At 73.8% G+C, this 17,515-nt stretch carries 19 protein-coding genes; 6 read left to right on the forward strand and 13 right to left on the reverse strand.

Annotated elements, in window-relative coordinates; translation table 11 throughout:
• Positions 1-3: 3 nt before the first annotated feature.
• Positions 4-2,136, reverse strand: a complete 2,133-nt coding sequence (locus tag ACRYR2_RS09065; RefSeq protein WP_432562526.1) for a SpoIIE family protein phosphatase — start codon at positions 2,134-2,136, stop codon at positions 4-6.
• A 102-nt stretch (positions 2,137-2,238) separates the two neighbouring features.
• Positions 2,239-2,667: an ATP-binding protein gene (locus tag ACRYR2_RS09070; RefSeq protein WP_432562527.1), complete on the reverse strand. Its 429-nt coding sequence runs from the start codon at positions 2,665-2,667 to the stop codon at positions 2,239-2,241.
• Between the two features lie 294 nt (positions 2,668-2,961).
• On the opposite strand from ACRYR2_RS09070, the gene ACRYR2_RS09075 reads away from it, so the two are divergent.
• Entirely contained in the window at positions 2,962-3,912 is a 951-nt protein-coding gene (locus ACRYR2_RS09075; protein ID WP_432562528.1) for a glucosyl-3-phosphoglycerate synthase, read from the forward strand.
• Between the two features lie 67 nt (positions 3,913-3,979).
• Here ACRYR2_RS09075 and ACRYR2_RS09080 read toward each other — a convergent pair whose 3' ends face one another.
• Positions 3,980-4,327: a rhodanese-like domain-containing protein gene (locus tag ACRYR2_RS09080; protein WP_432562529.1), complete on the reverse strand. Its 348-nt coding sequence runs from the start codon at positions 4,325-4,327 to the stop codon at positions 3,980-3,982.
• A gap of 70 nt (positions 4,328-4,397) precedes the next feature.
• Here ACRYR2_RS09080 and ACRYR2_RS09085 point away from each other — a divergent pair, with 70 nt between their 5' ends.
• Positions 4,398-5,336: a ribose-phosphate diphosphokinase gene (locus tag ACRYR2_RS09085; protein WP_432562582.1), complete on the forward strand. Its 939-nt coding sequence runs from the start codon at positions 4,398-4,400 to the stop codon at positions 5,334-5,336.
• Between the two features lie 18 nt (positions 5,337-5,354).
• On the opposite strand, the gene ACRYR2_RS09090 is transcribed toward ACRYR2_RS09085, so the two are convergent.
• From ACRYR2_RS09090 to ACRYR2_RS09110, 5 genes are read right to left on the reverse strand one after another with little or no spacing between them, the layout of a single operon-like run.
• The gene (locus ACRYR2_RS09090) at positions 5,355-6,332 is read right to left on the reverse strand and encodes a phosphoglycerate dehydrogenase (RefSeq protein ID WP_432562530.1); all 978 of its coding nucleotides are present in this window, start codon (positions 6,330-6,332) and stop codon (positions 5,355-5,357) included.
• A gap of 22 nt (positions 6,333-6,354) precedes the next feature.
• A complete protein-coding gene (locus ACRYR2_RS09095) occupies positions 6,355-6,759 on the reverse strand; it encodes a universal stress protein (RefSeq protein WP_432562531.1) in 405 nt (134 codons plus the stop codon).
• Positions 6,756-8,288, reverse strand: coding sequence for a tripartite tricarboxylate transporter permease (locus ACRYR2_RS09100; RefSeq protein ID WP_432562532.1), 1,533 nt, complete (start codon positions 8,286-8,288; stop codon positions 6,756-6,758). Before ACRYR2_RS09100 ends, ACRYR2_RS09095 begins: the two co-directional genes overlap by 4 nt.
• A 9-nt stretch (positions 8,289-8,297) precedes the next feature.
• Positions 8,298-8,897, reverse strand: coding sequence for a tripartite tricarboxylate transporter TctB family protein (locus ACRYR2_RS09105; protein WP_432562533.1), 600 nt, complete (start codon positions 8,895-8,897; stop codon positions 8,298-8,300).
• 5 nt (positions 8,898-8,902) lie between these two features.
• Complete coding sequence (locus ACRYR2_RS09110; RefSeq protein WP_432562534.1) at positions 8,903-9,910, reverse strand: Bug family tripartite tricarboxylate transporter substrate binding protein; 1,008 nt, start codon at positions 9,908-9,910, stop codon at positions 8,903-8,905.
• A 259-nt stretch (positions 9,911-10,169) separates the two neighbouring features.
• On the opposite strand from ACRYR2_RS09110, the gene ACRYR2_RS09115 reads away from it, so the two are divergent.
• Complete coding sequence (locus tag ACRYR2_RS09115) at positions 10,170-10,373, forward strand: hypothetical protein (protein WP_432562535.1); 204 nt, start codon at positions 10,170-10,172, stop codon at positions 10,371-10,373.
• Positions 10,370-10,801, forward strand: a complete 432-nt coding sequence (locus ACRYR2_RS09120; protein WP_432562583.1) for a LysR substrate-binding domain-containing protein — start codon at positions 10,370-10,372, stop codon at positions 10,799-10,801. Before ACRYR2_RS09115 ends, ACRYR2_RS09120 begins: the two co-directional genes overlap by 4 nt.
• Before the next feature lie 80 nt (positions 10,802-10,881).
• On the opposite strand, the gene ACRYR2_RS09125 is transcribed toward ACRYR2_RS09120, so the two are convergent.
• Positions 10,882-12,945 carry a HelD family protein gene (locus ACRYR2_RS09125; protein WP_432562536.1) on the reverse strand — a complete coding sequence of 688 codons (2,064 nt, stop codon included), beginning with the start codon at positions 12,943-12,945 and terminating at the stop codon, positions 10,882-10,884.
• A gap of 292 nt (positions 12,946-13,237) precedes the next feature.
• Here ACRYR2_RS09125 and ACRYR2_RS09130 point away from each other — a divergent pair, with 292 nt between their 5' ends.
• The gene (locus ACRYR2_RS09130) at positions 13,238-13,630 is read left to right on the forward strand and encodes an SSI family serine proteinase inhibitor (RefSeq protein ID WP_432562537.1); all 393 of its coding nucleotides are present in this window, start codon (positions 13,238-13,240) and stop codon (positions 13,628-13,630) included.
• 22 nt (positions 13,631-13,652) lie between these two features.
• Here the strand turns inward: ACRYR2_RS09130 and ACRYR2_RS09135 are convergent, their stop codons facing one another.
• The 4 genes from ACRYR2_RS09135 to ACRYR2_RS09150 all read right to left on the reverse strand — a co-directional run bounded on the left by ACRYR2_RS09135 (position 13,653) and on the right by ACRYR2_RS09150 (position 16,758).
• Entirely contained in the window at positions 13,653-14,147 is a 495-nt protein-coding gene (locus ACRYR2_RS09135) for an SRPBCC family protein (protein WP_432562538.1), read from the reverse strand.
• 183 nt (positions 14,148-14,330) lie between these two features.
• The gene (locus tag ACRYR2_RS09140) at positions 14,331-14,594 is read right to left on the reverse strand and encodes a hypothetical protein (protein WP_432562539.1); all 264 of its coding nucleotides are present in this window, start codon (positions 14,592-14,594) and stop codon (positions 14,331-14,333) included.
• Between the two features lie 108 nt (positions 14,595-14,702).
• On the reverse strand, positions 14,703-15,809 hold the full coding sequence (locus ACRYR2_RS09145) for a glycerophosphodiester phosphodiesterase family protein (RefSeq protein WP_432562540.1): 1,107 nt from the start codon (positions 15,807-15,809) through the stop codon (positions 14,703-14,705).
• Between the two features lie 61 nt (positions 15,810-15,870).
• Positions 15,871-16,758 carry an Fpg/Nei family DNA glycosylase gene (locus ACRYR2_RS09150; RefSeq protein WP_432562541.1) on the reverse strand — a complete coding sequence of 296 codons (888 nt, stop codon included), beginning with the start codon at positions 16,756-16,758 and terminating at the stop codon, positions 15,871-15,873.
• A gap of 132 nt (positions 16,759-16,890) precedes the next feature.
• On the opposite strand from ACRYR2_RS09150, the gene ACRYR2_RS09155 reads away from it, so the two are divergent.
• Positions 16,891-17,508, forward strand: coding sequence for a TMEM165/GDT1 family protein (locus ACRYR2_RS09155; protein WP_432562542.1), 618 nt, complete (start codon positions 16,891-16,893; stop codon positions 17,506-17,508).
• Positions 17,509-17,515 lie beyond the last annotated feature (7 nt).

Below are 17,515 nucleotides of genomic sequence, written 5' to 3' on the forward strand. Positions count from 1 at the left end.
AACCTATCCCAGCTGCAGCGCGAGCACCGTGACGTCGTCGTCGACGGCGGTGCCCGTGCCCTCGCCGACCATCCGCTCCACCAGGGTCCCGACGATCTCGGCCGGCCCACCGCCGGCGACGGTGCCGAAGTGCTCGAGCACCTCCTCCAGGCCCTGGGTCAGCGAGCGGCTGCGCGTCTCGACCAGCCCGTCGGAGAACACCACGAGCCCGCTGCCCGGTGCCAGCCGCACGTCCAGGACGTCGGTGCGGCAGTCCCCGTCCACACCCACCGGGACCCCCGGCGGCACGTCGAGGTAGTGCGGTCCCCCGCTGCACGTCAGCGGTGGCAGGTGCCCGGCGCTCGCGGCCAGCAGCCGCCCGTCGCGGTCCAGGACGCCGTAGAAGATCGTCACCAGGTCGTCCGCCCCGCCGGCTCGCGCGCAGGCGTCCAGACCACGCAGCACGGCCGTCGGGTGGGGATCGATGAGCGCCAGGGTGCGGACCTGGGTGCGCACCTCGCCCATCACCGTGGCCGCCCGCGCGCCACGGCCCATGACGTCCCCCAGGACGACGGCGACGCGGCTCACGACCCCGCCCGGCCCCGGCAGCGGGATGAGCTCGGCCCAGTCCCCACCCACCTCGACACCCGCGCTGGTGGTGGCCACCCGGTGCGTCGCCAGCCACTGCACCGGCGGCAACGGCCCCGGCCGCAGCGCCTCGGCCAGCACGTCGGCGGTGTCGCGCTGCTGCTGCAGCAGCTGCATCCGCTCCAGGGCCGCGGCCACCTGTCGGGCGAAGGAGAGCAGGAACTCCCGCTCCTCCTCCTCGTGGGCCTCGGCCTCGGCGAAGCCGAGCGTCAGGGTTCCCAGCCGGCGGGTGCGCGAGGCCAGCGGCAGCACCGCCCAGGCCTCCTCGCCCGCCGCGGCGGCGGCCTCGAAGTACGGCCGGATCCGCTCGGGCAGGGCCGCCACGCCGGCGCGGCCGGCGGGGAAGGCGCCCCGCTCCCCGGCCAGGGCGGTGAGGTCGTCGAGGGTGACGTCGGGCAGGTCGGTGGAGCGGCGCGTGCGGTCGCCGAGCATGCGGTGCACCCGCAGCTCCCCCGGCCCCTCGACGACGGCCAGGGTGCCGCGCACCGCGCCGGGCCCGTCCAGGCTGGCGTGCAGCACCGCGTCGAGGACCTGCGGGTAGGTGGTGGCCGTGGCCAGGGCCGCGGTGAGCGCCTGCAGGGACCGCGCGCGGGCGGCCGCGCGGGCGCGGTCGGTGATGTCGTCGAAGGACCCCACCCACTCCAGGACCTCGGAGTCCGGGTCGGTGGGATCGGCCGGCACGGGCACCGAGACGGCCGCGATCGTCCGCCACCCGCCGGGCGTGCGCAGCCGGAACCGGAACCGGGCGGCGACCCCCGAGCTCACGCTCTCGGCGGAGGTGGCCAGCACGACCGGCAGGTCGTCCGGGTGGACGTCCGCGCGCCACCCGTGCCCGCGCAGGGCCTCGACGTCACGGCCGGTGAGCGCCGCCCAGCCGGGCAGGTCGGTGACGATGCCCTCGCCGGGACGGGCGGTGAACAGGTCCAGCGAGCCGGCGCTCGCGAGGGTCCGGTAACGGCGTTCGGAACGGCGCGCGTCGTGCAGCAACCGCGCACGCTCGACGGCCAGGGCGCACTGGTCGGCCAGGGTCGCGGCGAAGACCTGCTCGTCGGCGTCGAGCGAACCCTCGCGCAGGAACCCGAAGCGCAGCACGCCGACGAGCCGGTCCCGGGCCAGCAGCGGGTACATCGCCCAGGAGTGCTCGCCCAGGGCCAGGACGCTGTCGTTGAGCCCGAGACCCGGGCCACGGCCGAAGCGCTCGGCGAGCGCGGCGCGGTCGGGCAGCAGGACGGGCCGGCGGGTGCGGGCGGCCTCGGCGCTCGGGGTGCCCGACGTCAGCGGCACGGCGCGGCCCAGACCGAGCCCGGCGAGGTCCTCGTGCGGTTCCTGCGGGACGAGGACGGTGCCGGTCTCGTCGAGCAGCGCGATGCCGCAGGTGTTGGTGTGCAGCACGTCCCGGCCGGTGCGCACGACGGCGGTGACGGCGTCGCGCACGTCGAGGGCCGCGGCCAGGTCGGCCGCGGTGCGCTGCAGGTGCTCGAGCGGGAAGGCCGCCGCGGGCGAGTCCACGGAGCCCCTTCCGGTCGCGGATCGTCGTCCCGCTGCGTGCAGGATCGTGTTCGAACCGTAGCCGATCGGGCGCGCCCAGTGGTCGATCTTGACCCGGACGGGTCAGTGCGGGTGGTGCCGCGTCGGGCCACCGAAGGAGGCCCAGACCGTGCGGCTGAGGTTGTCGAGGTCCTCGACGACTCCCCACTCGTCGGCCAGACCCTCGACGATGAACAGGCCACGGCCGCTGGTGTCCGACTCACCCGCCGTCCGGGCGCTCACCACCCGCCCGGGCGAGCCGCCGTCGGTCACGGCGATCTCGACGTGGGGCTGCTCCTCGGCGATCACGTCGCACTGGACGTGGATCGCGCCGTCGGTCAGCGGACGGGCGTGGCGGACGGCGTTGCCGACGATCTCGGAGACCACGATCTCGATCTCCGCCGTCGCCATCTCGTCCAGGCCGGCGCCGTCGAGCACCGTGCGCACCACGTGCCGTGCGCGCGGGACGGACGCAGCGTCGTGGGCGAACGTCGCCCAGTGCGTCGCCGGCACGGGTCGTGCTCCCGTGGGCATCCGATCCCCTCTCCAGTCCTGCTGACGCAAGCGCAGATACCCCTGCGTTCAAGAGGTCAAACCTGCGACCACCCTCACACCAGGTAGCCCGCTCACCACTGTGCGCTTGCACCGGGCGGAACCTGCGCGACACGCGGGCGCAACGTGCCCGAAACGTCACCGGGACGGATCGCGCTCCGTGTGACGCCGGCGTGAACTCTCGGTCCGCCGGGTACCGCCTCCGGCGGCGCCGTGCGACGGTGGACCACCGTTCGTGAGCGCCTGGAGGTGCCCGTGCAGCTGCCCGTGCAGACCTGGTTCGACAGGTCGACGTCCCGCGCCCGGGACTGGCCGATCGACCGCCTGCGGGCCCGCAAGGCGGGCACCCGGGTCAGCGTCGTGCTGCCCGCGCTGGACGAGGAGGCCACGGTCGGGCAGGTCGTGCGGATGGTGCGCCGGCTGGCCGACGACACCGGTCTGGTCGACGAGGTCGTCGTCGTGGACTCCGGCTCCACCGACGGCACCGCCCGGGTCGCGGCCCAGGCCGGCGCCGTCGTCCACCACCGCGACGACGTGCTGCCCGAGCTGGGCTCGCGCCCGGGCAAGGGCGAGGTCCTGTGGAAGTCGCTGGCGGTGACCTCCGGCGACGTCGTCGTCTTCGTCGACAGCGACCTCGTCGACCCCCAGCCGCAGCTGGTGACCGGGCTGCTCGGCCCGCTGCTCACCGACCCCGGCGTCGAACTGGTCAAGGGCTGCTACGACCGGCCGCTGAAGGGCGCGGGCTCGACGTCCGGGGGACGGGTCACCGAGCTCGTCGCCCGCCCGCTGATCAGCCGCTTCTTCCCCGAGCTGGCCGGGGTGGTCCAGCCGCTCGCCGGTGAGTACGCCGGCCGGCGCCGCCTGCTGGAGGCCGTCCCGTTCTGCGGCGGGTACGGCGTCGAGATCGCCCTGCTCATCGACACGCTGCAGCACAGCGGGCTGTCCGCGATCGCCCAGGTCGACCTCGGCCGCCGCCAGCACAGCCACCAGGACACCGCCGCCCTCGGCCGGATGGCCGCGCAGATCACCCACGTCGTGCACCAGCGCGCGGCGGGGAGCCCGTTGGGCCAGGCTCCCCCGATCACCCAGTTCGCCCGCGACGAGTACGGCCACTACGGCCCCGTCACCCACGTCCTGGACCTGGACGAGCGCCCGCCGATGGTGAGCGTGGACGGTTACCGCGAGCGGGCCCGCATGGTGTCCTGACCCCCACGGTGATCAAGCACTTCTGTGATCAAGCACTTCTGTCCACAAGTGCTTGATCACGGTGGGGTCAGCGGACGAAGGGGGTCTGCCCCGCGTCGGCGACCATCGGCCGGCCGGCCTCGGACCACGCGGCCATCCCGCCCTCGACGTTGACCGCGTCGACCCCGTGGCCCTGCAGCCACTCCACCGTGCGGCGGGACCGGCCGCCGGAACGGCAGACGACGTACAGCCGGCCCTCGGGCAGCTCCTGCAGGCGCTGCGGGATCTGGCCCATCGGGACGTGCACGGCGTCCGGGGCGTGCCCGGCGGCCCACTCGTCGTCCTCGCGGACGTCGACGACGACGGCGTCCGGCGCGAGGTCGGGGACGGCGATGGTGGGGACGCCGTCGACGTCGAAGGCACGCGAGTCGCTCATGGTCCGAGCCTACGACCGCGCACGGCGCAGGTCCTGCCGGCCGTTAGCCTCGGACCTCGTGCGAGACAGCCTGCGTGACATCGCCCTGTTCACCGGTTCGGCCCACCCCGAGCTCGCGGCCGCCGTGGCCGCGGAGATGGGGACCGAGCTGTCCCCGACCCGGGTGAGCCGGTTCTCCAACGACTGCCTCGAGGTGCAGCTGCTCGCGAACTGCCGCCAGCGCGACGTCTTCATCGTCCAGCCGCTCGTCCCGCCGGTGCAGGAGGCGCTGGTGGAACTGCTGCTGATGGTCGACGCCGCCCGGCACGCCTCGGCCGGCCGTGTCACGGCCGTCCTGCCGCACTACGCCTACGCCCGCTCGGACAAGAAGGACGCCGGGCGCATCTCCATCGGCGGCCGGCTCGTGGCCGACCTGCTCGAGACCGCCGGCGCCGACCACGTCCTGGCGATGACGCTGCACTCCCCGCAGGTGCACGGGTTCTTCCGGATCCCCGTCGACCACCTGCACGCGCTGAAGGAACTGGCCACCCACTTCGCGGGCGAGGACCTGTCGAACGCCGTCGTGGTCTCCCCCGACCTCGGCAACGCCAAACCCGCCGCGGCGTTCGCCCGCATGCTCGGCTGCGGCGTCGCGGCCGGGGCCAAGCAGCGCTACCCCGACGACCGCGTCGTCATCGCCAACGTCATCGGCGACGTCACCGGCAAGGACGTCATCGTGCTCGACGACGAGATCGCCAAGGGCAGCACCGTCTTCGAACTCACCGAACGCCTCAAGGAACTGCAGGCGCGCAGCATCCGCGTCGTGTGCACCCACGGGATCTTCGCCGGCGACGCCCTCGACCGGCTGCTGGCGCACCCGGACATCACCGAGGTCGTGTGCACCGACACGGTTCCGCTGCGCGGCGGTCCGCGCCCGGGCCTGTCGGTCATCTCGGTGGCCCCGGCGCTGGCGACCGCGATCCGGCACATCCACGAGGGCGAGTCGGTCAGCGCGCTGTTCAGCCACTGACCCGGGCCGGCGACGGCCTCAGGACCGGGCAGGTACCGCCGGCTCGGCGTTCACCGCGGTCTCCGGGACGGATCCGGCGAGCACCTCCAGGGCCGCGCGCACCGCCGCGAGCGCGCACCTCTCCCGGGCCTGCACGGTCGAGGCCCCGACGTGTGCGGTGACGACGAGGTTGCCGACCCCGCGCAGCGGACTGCGCGCAGGCAGCGGTTCCTCGGCCACCGTGTCCAGCGCCGCCCCGGCCAGCCGTCCGGCGCGCAGGGCCGCCACCAGCGCGTCCTCGTCGACGACGCCGCCGCGGGCGGTGTTCACGAGGTAGGCGGTCGGCCTCATCCGTGCCAGCGCCCGCGCGTCGAGGAGGTGGCGGGTGGCGGGGGTGAGGCCGACGTGGAGGCTGACCACGTCGCTGACCGCGAGCAGTTCCTCCAGCGCCACCGCGGTGACACCGTGCTCGACGGCCCAGTCCTCGTCCAGGTGGGGGTCGTGGGCGACCACCCGCATGCCGAACGCCTGGCCGAGCAGGGCCACGATGCGGCCGATGCCGCCCAGACCGACCAGGCCCAGGACCGATCCGTGCAGTTCCCGACCCGCCGGTTGCGGCCAGTCCCCGGCGCGCACGGCTGCGGCGTTCTGCGGCAGCGACCGCACGCAGGCCAGGACCAGTCCCAGGGTGTGCTCGGCGACCGACCGGGCGCTGGCCCCCGGCGTGGTGCACACGAGGATCCCCCGGGCACTGGCCGCCTCGACGTCCACGTTGTCGTGACCGACGCCGGTGCGGCACACCGCGCGCAGGCGCGGCGCCGAGGCCAGCACGTCGGCGGTGAACGCGTCGGTGCCGGCCACGACCACGTCCGGGTCGGCCTCGGCCACGACCGCGGCCAGGGAACGACCCGACTGCGCACGCTGCCGGGCGTCGCCGTGCACGACCGCGACGCCGGCCCCGGTGAGCAGTTCGTGCGCGGGATGTCCGGGCACCAGCCAGGGTGTGGTGACGAGCACCCGGCGCACCCCGGCCTCCGCCTCACGCACCGCGGCGGACGGGTTTGACCGCCAGGACCGGGCGTTCGGCCTCGAGCAGGATGCGCTGGGCGTTGCTGCCCATGATCAACTTGCCCACCGGCGTCCGGCGGCGGAGGCCGATGACCACGACCGAGGCGTCGATCTCGTCGGCGACCCGCAGGACCTCCTCCGCGGTGTCCCCCTCGTGCCCGCCCTGGCGCACCTGGAGCTGGATGCCGGCCTCCTCCGAGCGTGCTGTGAGCGCACCCACGACGTCGGCGGAGGCGACGTCGGGGCTGACGAACGCACCCGAGCGCGGAGAGTTCAGCAGCAGCAGGTCCTCTCCGCGCCGGCGGGCTTCGGCCAGACCGGCCTCGAACGCAGCTTCCCCTTCGGGGGTGGGCAGGTACCCGACCAGGACGGTCACGCGTGCTCCTCCATCCGGTGGCGGTCGTCGTGGTGGTGGCGCGCGGCCGCGCGACGGGCGAGCTGCTTCTGGACGATCGGCAGGAGCAGCACCAGGACGAACACCGCCAGCAGCACCCCGGAGATCGGCCGGGTGAGGAATCCGGTCGGGTCACCGTCGAAGACCAGCAGCGAACGCCGCAACGAGTTCTCCAGCAGGGCGCCCAGCACGAAGGCCAGCACCAGCGGGCCCGGGTCGAAGCCGAACTTCTTCATGAGGTAGCCCAGCGCGCCGAAGACGATCACCAGGCCGATGTCGAAGACGCTGTTGTTGACGGTGTAGACACCGATCAGCGTGATCAGCACGGTGATCGGCGCCAGGATGGAGGGCCGGACCCGCAGGATCCGCACGAACACACCGACCAGCGGGATGCTCATGACGAGCAGCAGGACGTTTCCGACGTACATCGAGTTCACCACGCCCCAGAACAGGTCGGGGTTCTCGCTGACCAGCTGCGGGCCGGGGGTGATGCCCTGGATGAGCAGGGCGCCGAAGATGACCGCCATGGTGGCGTTCGCGGGGATGCCGAGGGTCAGCAGCGGGATGAACGAGGACGTCGCGGCCGCGTTGTTCGCACTCTCGGGAGCAGCCACGCCCTCGACGGCGCCCTGCCCGAAGCGTTCGGGGTGCCGGGCCCGCTTCTTCTCCAGGGCGTAGGCGGCCAGCGAGGCCAGCGTGGCGCCGCCTCCGGGCAGGATGCCCAGCACGAAACCCACGACCGAGCCGCGGCCGATGGCGCCGGCGGACTGCTTCATGTCCGGCCCCGACGGCCAGACGTTCGAAACCGCCACCGGCGCCTGGACGGCGCGGTGCCGTTCCTCCAGGGAGTGCAGGATCTCCCCCAGTCCGAACAGGCCCATCGCGATCGGCACGAAGTCGATGCCGTCACCCAGCGACAGGTTTCCCAGGGTGAACCGCTCGGCGCCGGTGAAGGCGTCGCGGCCGACCGTCGCCAGCAGCAGGCCGAGGCACGCGGCGACCACGGCCTTCAGCCGCCCACCACCGCTGACGGTGGCGACCAGCAGGATGCCCAGCAGCGCCAGCGCGGTGTACTCCGGGGGGCCGAAGTCCAGGGCGAAACCGGCGACCACGGGAGCCAGGAACGACAACGCGACGATCGAGACGGTGCCGCCGATGAACGACCCCATCGCGGCGATGCCCAGGGCGGTGCCGGCCCGTCCCTTGCGGGCCAGCGCGTAGCCGTCGAACACGGTGACGACGCTGGACGCCTCACCCGGCAGACGCAGCAGCACGGACGTGATCGTCCCGCCGTACTGCGCCCCGTAGAAGATGCCCGCCAGGAGGATGATGGCGGTGACCGGTTCGATGCCGAAGGTCAGCGGCAGCAGGATGGCGATGGTCGCCGCCGGCCCCAGCCCCGGCAGCACCCCGATGAGCATCCCGATGAGGACGCCCAGGAAGCAGTACAGGAGGTTCGTCGGTTCGGCGACGACGGCGAACCCCTCGAGCACCGGGCTCGTCCAGTCCATGTGGCGCTCCTAGAACAGGTGGGGGATCGGCACCGCGAGGGCACCGACGAAGACGGCGTAGAAGGCGGCCACGACGAGGAGGCTGACCACCACGGACAGGCGCCAGCTCTCCCGACCGATGAAGCGCAGCCAGACGAAGGTCAGCAGAGCCGCGGGAACCTCGAACCCGACGCGTTCGATCACCGCGACGAACACCACCATGGTGACGAGGCCGGCCAGCACCAGCAGGCTGGCCCGGGAGAACTCCTCGGTGTCAGCGGTGCGCCGGGACAGCACCGCCAGCACGGCCCCCAGGACCACGAGCAAACCACCGATCAGCAGCGGGAAGGTCCCGGGACCCGGTTGACGGGCGGTTCCGACCCCGAGGGCGAGGGCCCCGGAAACGGCCGCGATCCCGACACCGCAGACCACCAGCGCCGCGGCGAGGTTGCTCCACGGTCCGGCCGCGGGCAGCTTCTCCTCCTCGGCCAGCCGTTGCAGTTCGTGCTGCAGGTCGAGCTCGGGTTCCACCGCCTCCGGGTGGCCACCGCGGTCCGGCACGGGGATCGTCGCGTCCGGCGGTTCGTGCCGGGACGGGTCGTGGGCGGAGCCACCGGCTGGCGTCGACACCTGCCTCACCCCTGACCGCCGAGGTCCACTCCACTCTCCTGCACGAAGTCGGAGTACTCGTCGCGGGCCTCGGTCCACTGCGCCAGCAGCTCATCACCGGGGACTTCGTTGGGAACCAGCAGGTTGCTCGTGTTGAAGTCCTGGTACTCCTGGCTGTCGAACGCGGTCTGGAAGGCGGCGCGCAGCGTGTCGATCGTCTCCTGGGGCGTTCCCTGCGGAGCCACCACCGCACGCGACTGCTGCACCGAGGCCTCGATCCCGGATTCCACGGCGGTCGGGACGTCGGGCATGTTCGGGTTGCGCTCGTCGGCGAAGACGACCAGCGGAACCAGTTCACCGGCGTCGATCTGCGCCTTGGCCTCCCCCAGCTGCACCGATCCGACGTCGACCTGCCCACCCAGGACGGCGGTCACCGTGGGAGCACCGCCGTCGAAGGGCACGGCGGTGGCCTGGACCCCGGCCTTCTGGAACAGCAGCGCCTGGCTCAGCTGACTGCCGGTTCCGACACCGGTGGTGCCGTAGGTGAGCGGGCGCCCCGCCGCCGACAGGTCGGCCAACGTCGCCAGACCCGAGTCGGGACTGGTGACCAGGACGTAGTCGTCCTGGGACACGCCGGTGACGACCTCGTAGTCCTCGATGTCCACCGCCTCGTCCTCCGCGACGGCCAGCGGGGTGATGTACGCCAGGGAGCCGTTGAAGACCATCAGCGTCTGCCCGTCCGGCGCGGCGCCGGCCAGTTCGCGGGCGGCCAGGGCGCCGTTGGCGCCGGGCCGGTTCTCCACGGTGATCGCGACGCCGAGTTCGTCAGCGGCCTGCTCGGCCAGCGCCCGGCCGATGAGGTCGGTGCTGCCGCCGGGGTCCTGACCGATCAGCAGGGTGACCGGACCGCTGGGGAAGGCCTCCTCGGAGGAGGCGCTGTCACCGACGTTGCCGCCGCAGGCGGTGAGCGAGACCCCGAGGGCGAGGCCGGCGGCAGCGACCAACGATCGACGCGGGAGGCGGGTCGTGGACATGCAGTTCTCCTCATCGAGACTGGCGGCGCCGGCAGCTCCGAACCGCCTGGCTGGCCGGGTGTCGCGAGCGTAGACAGTGTCTCCACTCCTGTCCACTGTTCTCGGGGCATGGATCGATGCCGTCCGGCATGGCGATGACGCTGGAGCGGCTACGCGGTTTCCTGGCGGTGGCCGAGGAGCTGCACGTCGGACGCGCCGCCGAGCGGTTGCGCATGACGCACCCCCGCTCAGCCGGCAGGTGCAGGAGCTGGAACGAGCCGTGGGTGCGCGACTGCTCGAACGCGACAACCGGCGCGTGGTCCTCACCGCCGCCGGGACGGCGTTCCTGCAGGACGCCCGCCGGATGCTGGCCCTGGCCGAACCGGCGTCGGTGACGGCCCGGCGCGTGTCCTGCGGGGACCGCGGGCTGGTCGCAGCGGCTTCACGGCCGCCTCCGGGTACGGCACCCTGGGCTCCCTGCTGAACACGGTCACCCGCGGACTGCCGGACGTGCGGCTGGACCTGCGCGAGCTGGTGACCTCGTCGCGGGTGGAGGCCCTGCGCCACGAGGAGGTCGACCTCGGGCCGGCCCGGCCGCCGTTCGACGCCGAGACCTCCGCCTCGCGCTTCATGCACCGCGCGGCCCTGCTCGTGGCCGTCCCCGCCGGACACCGCCTGGCGCCGCTGCGGCGTCCCGTCGGCGCCCGGGACCTGGCCGGGGAACCGGTGGTCATGCACCACCCCCTCCGCGCCCGGTACTTCCACGACCTCGTCATCTCCTCGGTCCCGGTCGCCCGCGACGACGTGGTCCACACCGTCGACCAGGTCCTGACCGTGTTGTGGCTGGTGCAGGCCGGACGCGGCCTGACGTTCGCGCCCGCATCGGCCGGGGAGCTCGGCATCAGCCCCTGACCGACCTGCGCAGCTCGGAGGTCGCCGAACTGGCCGCCCTCGTCGACGAGCTGCGCTGACGCACCGGCCCGCAGCCCGGTTCAGCCGGCCAGCAGGTCGGGCAGCTCCCGGGCGTGGAGGACCACCATCGCGCTGACGGCGCGGGTGAGGCTGACGTACAACCGGCGCAGCCCGGTGCGCTCGTCGGGCTCTCCCGCGACGATGTCGGCGGGTTCCACGACGACGACCCGGTCGAACTCCAGGCCCTTCACCAGACCGGCGGGGACCAGTGAGACCCGTTGCGGGAGTTCGTCGGCCTCGTCCAGGCGGGAGAAACCCACTCCGGCGGCCGTGAGGGCGGCGGCCGCGGCGTCGGCGGAACCCGCGGCGACGACCACCCCGATCGAACCCTCCAGTCCCAGGAGCTCGGCGGTGACCGCGGCCGCGCGCCGCACGGGGTCGGGAACCTCGAGGACCTCCAGGAGTCCCGGGTCCTCGCGCACCGACGTGGGCACCGACAGGTCCGGGGCGATGCGCGGCAGCAGCCGCGCGGCGTAGTCGATGACGGCGGACGGGACGCGGAAACCCCGGTCCAGCACCTCCAGGGTCCCGCCGGGTTTGCCGAGGTGGCCCAGGACGTCGTCCCAACTGCGCGCCGACCACGGGGTCGTGCCCTGGGCGATGTCGCCCAGCACCGTCGCCGCACCCGTGGTGCAGCGACGGCCGACGGCGCGCAACTGCATGGCGGACAGGTCCTGCGCCTCGTCGAGCACGACGTGCGCGCGGGACGCGGTGCGCTGCAACTGGTCGCGGACCTCGTCCAGCAGCACGACGTCGGCCGCGGTCCACCGCGCCGATCCGGCGGTCCGCGGGGGTTTCGGCCACAGCAGCAGGTCGCGTTCGGCCTCGGTCAGCACGTCCTGCGAACTGGCGAGGAGGAACTCCCGGTCGGACAGCAACCGGAACAGCACCTTGCCGGCGTCCTGGGCGGGCATGAGCGCCTTCACCGCGCGCCGCACCTCGGGGCTGCGGGCCACGGAGTCCTGCACGACGTCGTCGGGAGAATCCCCGGCCGCCTCGAACAGCTGCAGGACGGCGTGCGCGAGGCGTTGCGGCAGCAGCGATCGCGCCGCCTCGTAGCGGATGCCGCGCCGGGTGAGCTCGTCGAGGAGTTCGGCGACGAGGTACCCCGGAACCCGCCAGCGCCGCGACCCCCGGGTCACCACGACCGCGCCGGACTCGAGCACCTGCGCCGGGTCACCCACGGCCGACCAGACGGCCCGGCGCACGACCTCGGCCATCCGCGCGTCACCCTTGAGGGTCGCGACCGCGGCGGGTTCCTCGCCGCGGACGAGCACCTCCTTGCGGCCCTCGGCCGCGGCCGTGACGAGTTCGGCGACCGTGCGCTGTTCGACCTCGACCTCGCCCAGGGAGGGCAGGACGGCCGAGATGTGCTGCAGGAACGCCCGGTTGGGACCCAGGACGAGAACTCCCTGCCGGGTCAGCCGTTCCCGGTGCGCGTACAGCAACCACGCCGCACGGTGCAGCCCGACGGCGGTCTTGCCCGTGCCCGGCGCACCCTGGACGCACACGGTCGTCTGGGCGTCGGCGCGGACGAGGGCGTCCTGCTCGGGCTGGATGGTGGAGACGATGTCGCGCATGGGCCCCGACCGCGGCCGTTCGATCTCGCGGGCCAGGATGGCGCTGGAGGTGTCGACCTCGTCCTCGTCGAGGAGGTGCTCGTCCTCGTAGGCCGTCAGCCGCCCCTCCTCGACGCCGAACCGGCGCCGCAACCGCACCCCGGCCCGGTCCTGGCGGGTGGCGCGGTAGAAACCGCGGGAGACCTCGGCCCGCCAGTCGACGACGACGGGGTCGCCGCGGCCGTCGGTGACGTGGCGGCGGCCGATGTGCAGGCTCTCGCCGTCGTCGTGGTCGGTGCGCCCGAAGAACAGCGTGCTCGCGGGGTCGTCGACGAGACTGGCCGCGCGGCGGTGCAGCGCCCACGCGAGCGCCTCGTCGGCGATCGCGTCGCCGCCGTCGGGCACGAGGGACAGCGTGTGCTGGCGCATGCGGGCGAGCTCGGCGCGGGCGTGGTCCAGGTGGCGCTGTTCGGCGGCCAGCACGTCGGAGGGAACGTCGGCGGGGTCGTCGGCGGGGTCGGACACGGTTCCTCCAGGGCGGTTCGCGGGGCCGACCGATTCTGCCGGAGCGACTGCGGGACAACAACGTTGTGATCACCGCGTCGTCTGCGGGGGGGCGTCGGTGGGTGACGGCCTGCGACCCGACGTGTGTCGGCTGGTGGAACCGCTCCGCGCCGCACGGCGTCACACTTCCGTGACCGTGCGAAGTGCCATCCACCGCAACGCCCGTGTCCGTGCCAGCGCACTGGCGGTGGCGGGGCTGGCGGGGCTGGCGGGGCTCGCGGGGTGCGGTGACCAGCAGGCAGGAGGAGCGGGGATGACCAGCAGTTCGAGCCCGTCGGGGTCCGTCGAGGCCGTCCCGGCGGACAGCCTGCTCACCGTCGTCCTGGACGACGGCCACGGCGGGCGCCGGAGCTGGCAGCTGTCCTGCTCGGCCGACGGCGTCCTCGGCGGCGACCACCCCGACGCGCGCAGCGCGTGCGACGCCATCGCCGCGGCCGGCGACCCGTGGGCCCCCGTCCCGCCGGACGCCATGTGCACGATGATCTACGGCGGACCGCAGGTGGCCACGGTGCAGGGGACGTGGGGCGGCGTCGCCGTCGACACGACGTTCCGGCGCGACGACGGGTGTCAGATCGCGCGCTGGGACCGGATCGCACCGCTGCTGGAACCGGGGACCGCGGCCTCGCCCACGAACCCCCCGGGCTGAGGTCCGGTCGGGCGGCGCGTCGTCACTCCTGCCGGTAGTACCCGGCCATCGCCGGGTGGTAGTCGCGGTCGAAGTCGACGGCCGCGGGGTCGCCACCGGCCACCACGGCGGCCAGCCGGTCGAGGTAGAACTCCCACCCCGGGCCGACGCTCTCCACGGCGGCGGGGTCGACGTCGCCGTGCACGAACGTCACGACGGTGGCCCCGTCCTGCTCGGCCAGCGTGAACTCCACGACCCAGGTGGAGTCGCCGGCCGCGGTCGCCAGCCGCAGCCGGGTCGGCGGCGCGCACTCCAGGACCTCGACGTCCGCGGGCGGGCCGGCCTCCTCGGCCGTCATGGTCAGCGCCACCCGCCCCGAGGCCGGGTCCCCCGTCCAGGGGCCGATCCACGCCGCCGTCCGCTCGGACTCGGTGAGGGTGGACCACACCTCCCCGACGGGCACGTGCAGGTTCCGCGTCAGGACGATGTCGCACCGCGTTCCGCGCCGTTCGACGCGGCCGGTGGGCTGTGGGTCCACGGTGGGCTCCTCGGGTCGGCGGTGGGCGAGACGTCCTCGCCCCGTCCGCACCTCCGCAGGATGCCCGCGCGCGGCGGACGCCACCAGAGGCAGCCGGAGAACGGCGGACCGCGGCCTCTCCCTCCTCCGCGCAGGGAGGTCCCCACCGTGGACGCGGGCGTCCCGGCGGGCGCCGGCCACAGCTCAGGCGGCGTGACCGCTGGCGTCGGGGCCGCGGCGACGGCGCTCGTGCAGGTGCACCACGCGGGCTTCCTGCTCCTGCTGGGCGCGGGCCGCCGACAGCACCACGCGCGTGGCGTCCCCGTACCGCGCCCCGCGCGGCGCCACGAGGAGCTGGTCCCCGCTGCGGCCGCCGCGCGCCGCCCCGCCCGCGGCCGCCATGGCCGCCAGGACCACCACCCCCACCAGACCCACCGCAGCGACCACGATCCCCACGACGACGTCCATCTCCGCGCCTCCCGACGAGCTTCCCGAACCGACACCACGAGCATCGGCCGGGAACCCCGCCGGGGCATCGGCCCGCGGGTGGAACCGTCCCGTCCACCCGCAGGAGGACTACCGGCCCAGGAAGTGCTCCCGCGCCACGACAGCCACGTCGGGGGCGTCGGTGAACAGCCCGTCGATCCCGGTCTCGAACAGCTCCTGGGCGTAGTCCAGGACGCGCCCCCAGGCGGCGGGGTCCTCACCGTCCTGGAACTGCGGGGGCAGGAAGGAGTTCTCCGGCCGCAGCGTGTAGGGGACCACCTGCAGCCCCGCGGCGTGCGCGTCCTCGACCAGGCCGCTGGTCACCTGCGCCAGCGAGGGGCCGATCTGGTCGACGTGCCGGGCCAGGTCGCGCAGCGCGCTCGGGACGAGCAGGTCGGCGTACTGCCGCGGGTCACCGGCCGCGACGAGGTCGGCGGGGGCGCCCTCGGCCGAGACCAGGAAGACCGTCGGCGTGCGCAGGCCGTACGTCGTGCGCAGCTCCACCAGGTTGGTCAGCTCGAAGGACTGCACGACGACGGGAGCGTCGGCCGAGTTCAGCCCGAACTCCTCGAGCTCCGCGACGACGGAGGCCTCGACGTCGAACCCGAGCCCGGAGAAGTAGGTCGAGTGCTTGATCTCCGGGATGATCCCCACGGTGCGTCCCAGTTCGTCGGACAGCCGCGCCCGGGTCTGCAGCGCCTCGCGGAAGGTCGGGACCGTCCACAGCCCGTCGTAGACCGTGTTGTGCTGCCGCAGTTCGGGAAGCCGCTCGACGGCGCGCAACGTGCGCAGTTCGGCGCAGGTGAAGTCCTCGGTGAACCAGCCCGTGTACTCGACGCCGTCGACGACCTTCGTCGCCCGCCGGTCGGCGAACTCGGGGTGGTCGGCGACGTCGGTGGTCCCGGAGATCTCCGGTTCGTGCCGGCAGACGAGGACCCCGTCCTTCGTCGGCACCAGGTCGGGTTCGACGACCTCGGCCCCCATCCGGGCGGCGAGTTCCCAGGAGGCGACCGTGTGCTCGGGGCGGTAGGCCGACGCCCCACGGTGACCCACGACGAACGGCGTGGGCCAGCCGTGGTCCGGGGCGGCCGCCGCCGCGCCGGCGGCCAGGGGAACGGCTGCGGCGCCGGCGAGGGCGGCACCGGCGGTCAGCACGAGACGACGGGACGGACGGAGTTCGACGCTGCTCTCGGTCACGAGCGCAGTGAACTCCTGGTGGTACCGGCCTGTCGAGGGAACCGTCCGCCGGCTCCCGGGGTCACTTCAGCAGACGGGACAACCGCCGGTCCGCGAGCGGCCTGCCGCCGGTCTGGCAGGTGGCGCAGTACTGCATGGACCGGTCGGCGAAGGAGACCTCGCGCACGACGTCCCCGCAGACGGGACACGCCTCGCCGGTGCGGCCGTGCACCCGCATCCCGGCCCGCTTGGCGTCCTTGAGCTCCTTCGCCGGTTTACCCGAGGCGGCCACGACGGCGTCCTGCAACGTCGTGCGCAGCGCCTCGTAGAGCCGTTCGACGTCGGCGTCGGCCAGCTTGCCCGCCTGGGCGTAGGGCGACAGCCTCGCCGCGTGCAGGGCCTCGTCGGAGTAGGCGTTGCCGACGCCGGCCAGCACCGACTGCTCGCGCAGCAACCCCTTGACCTGCTGGCGCGAGTCGCGCAGCAGCGCGCGGAACGCCTCCAGGTCGAAGGACCCGTCCAGCGGGTCCGGGCCGAGCGTGGCGATGCCGGGCACCTGCTGCACGTCCTTGACGACGTGGACGGCCAGCCGCTTCTGGGTGCCGGCCTCGGTCAGGTCGAAACCCGGCGGGCGTTCGGGGTCCTCGTCGTCCTCCGGGGCCAGCCGCACCCGCAGGGCCACGGGGTTCTTCCCGCCGGGCCTCAGCGGCGCCTTCGGCAGCGCGTCGGACCAGCGCAGCCAGCCCGCGCGTGACAGGTGGACGGCCAGGTGCAGACCGTCGACGTCGATGTCGAGCCACTTGCCGTGCCGCTCCACGCCCGCGACGAGCAGCCCCTGCAGGGCGGCCGGCGGCGGGTCGTACGTCTTGAGCACGTTGACGGCGCCCACCTCCACCCGGGCGACGACACGGCCCACCATCCGCTCGCGCAGGAAGGCGGCGAGCCCTTCGACCTCGGGGAGTTCCGGCACGGGCGACAGTCTGGGCCACCGGGTCGTGCCCGGCCAGGTTTCGGCGCACCGAAACCGGTTCCTGGAGTTTTCGTGCCCCGCCCCGGGCGTGCTGTCATGTGCCCCGACCGACCGGACGTCCGAGAGGAACCCGTGGACCTCGCCGTCCTGGCTGCCAGCTTCCTGCCCATCCTGCTGCTGGAGCTGCCCGACAAGACCTTCGTGGCCACCCTGGTGCTCGCGACCCGGTTCCGCCCGCTGACGGCCTGGGTCGGGGTGGGGCTGGCCTTCGCCGTCCAGTGCCTCATCGCCGTCGTCGCCGGCCGGCTGCTGGCCCAGCTGCCGGACCGCCCCGTCGCCGCGGTGGCCGCGGCGCTGTTCGCCGTCGGTGCGTTCACCCTCTTCCGCGGCGCCGCCAAGGCCCGCGAGGCCGAGGAGGAGGCGCTGGAGGAGTACGAGCAGAAGGTCACGGGCGGCGGCTCGGGCTGGCGCGGTGCGCTGACCTGCTTCGGTGTCATCTTCCTGGCCGAGTGGGGGGACCTGTCCCAGCTGTTCACCGCCGGACTGGCCGCGCGTTACAACGATCCGGTCTCGGTCTTCGTGGGGGCCTGGGCCGCGCTGCTGGTGGTGTCCGGGCTCGCGGCGGCCGTCGGCGCCACCCTGCTGAAGCGGCTCAGCGTGGCCACGGTGAGCCGGATCGGCGGGGTCGTGTGCGCCGCGCTGGCGGTCCTGACGGCCCTCGAGGTGGCGGGTGTGGACCTGCCCGTCTGAGGCGTCG

It is taken from the genome of Kineococcus deserti (genome assembly GCF_050871945.1).
In the GTDB taxonomy this organism is placed as follows: domain Bacteria; phylum Actinomycetota; class Actinomycetes; order Actinomycetales; family Kineococcaceae; genus Kineococcus.

What these genes read in the sequence shown, in the direction of transcription:
- ACRYR2_RS09080 (WP_432562529.1), bottom strand. Translation starts at nt 4,327, where the DNA reads ATGAGCGACTCGCGTGCCTTCGACGTCGACGGCGTCCCCACCATCGCC.
- ACRYR2_RS09100 (WP_432562532.1), bottom strand. Translation starts at nt 8,288, where the DNA reads ATGGACTGGACGAGCCCGGTGCTCGAGGGGTTCGCCGTCGTCGCCGAA.
- ACRYR2_RS09110 (WP_432562534.1), bottom strand. Translation starts at nt 9,910, where the DNA reads ATGTCCACGACCCGCCTCCCGCGTCGATCGTTGGTCGCTGCCGCCGGC.
- ACRYR2_RS09130 (WP_432562537.1), top strand. Translation starts at nt 13,238, where the DNA reads ATGACCAGCAGTTCGAGCCCGTCGGGGTCCGTCGAGGCCGTCCCGGCG.
- ACRYR2_RS09140 (WP_432562539.1), bottom strand. Translation starts at nt 14,594, where the DNA reads ATGGACGTCGTCGTGGGGATCGTGGTCGCTGCGGTGGGTCTGGTGGGG.